Below are 1,117 nucleotides of genomic sequence, written 5' to 3'. Positions count from 1 at the left end.
TTGGGCGCCATCGCCGCGCGGGAAGTTTTAAAGCGCAGCGGCATCGATCCGGGTCGCATCGAGGACGTTGTGTTCGCCCAGTCGTATGCCAGCAGCGAGACACCCTGCGTCGGACGCTGGATCGCGCTGCAGGCAGGACTGCCGGTCGACGTGCCCGGCATGCAGCTCGACCGCCGTTGCGGCGGCGGCCTGCAGGCCATCGTGAGCGCGGCCATGATGGTCCAGACCGGCGCTGCCGACGTCGTGATGGCGGGTGGCGTCGAAAGCATGAGCAATATCGAGTACTACACCACCGATATGCGCTGGGGCAGCCGCTCCGGCAGCGTGACGATGCACGACCGGCTCGAACGCGGCCGCGAGCGCTCGCAACCCGAGTCTCGCTTCGGCCCCATCTCCGGCATGATCGAGACTGCCGAGAATCTCGCCACCCAGTTCGGGATCAGCCGGGAAGAGTCCGACGCCTTCGCCATGCGCAGCCACCAGCGCGCGGCTGCGGCCTGGGAGGCCGGGCGGTTCGACGCGGAAGTCGTCCCGGTCACGGTTCCGCAGCGCAAGGGCGAACCATTGCTCGTCAGGCGCGACGAAGGTATCCGCGCGTCGACCAGCATGGAGACGCTGGCCAAATTGCGTCCGTTGATGGCGGGAGGCGTAGTCACGGCCGGCAATTCCAGCCAGCAGAACGATGCCGCGGCGGCATGCCTGATCGTGGCGGAAGACAAGCTCGATGAACTGGGATTGCAGCCGATGGGCTACTTGGTTGGCTGGGCCGCTGCCGGCTGCGAACCCGCGACCATGGGGTTCGGACCGGTGCCTGCGGTCGCCAGGCTGCTCGCAAGAACCGGCCTGACGCTGGACCAGATGGACCTGGTGGAATTGAACGAGGCGTTCGCCTGCCAGGTGCTGGCGGTATTGAAGGGCTGGGGATGGAACGATCCCGATCGCCTCAACGTGAACGGGTCGGCGATCTCACTCGGGCATCCGATCGGCGCGACGGGCGTACGCATGATGACCACGCTGCTGCATGAACTGAAACGGCGCCAGGCGCGCTACGGTCTCGAGACCATGTGCATCGGCGGGGGCCAGGGGCTGGCGGCGATCTTCGAGCGCGCCTGACAGA

General features: G+C 67.0%; 1 protein-coding gene. It reads left to right on the top strand.

All coding sequences use genetic code 11. The annotated features are described in order from the left end of the window. A partial coding sequence (locus I5W_RS28845) for an acetyl-CoA C-acetyltransferase (protein WP_044531832.1) occupies window positions 1-1,113 on the top strand: 1,113 nt, incomplete at its 5' end. Window positions 1,114-1,117: the final 4 nt, after the last annotated feature.

This window comes from Herbaspirillum sp. B65 (assembly GCF_000333555.1).
GTDB classification, from domain to species: Bacteria; Pseudomonadota; Gammaproteobacteria; order Burkholderiales; family Burkholderiaceae_D; genus Herbaspirillum; species Herbaspirillum rubrisubalbicans.
Note: the sequence above shows the minus strand (reverse complement) of the source record. Positions and strands in the feature narration are given on the sequence as shown.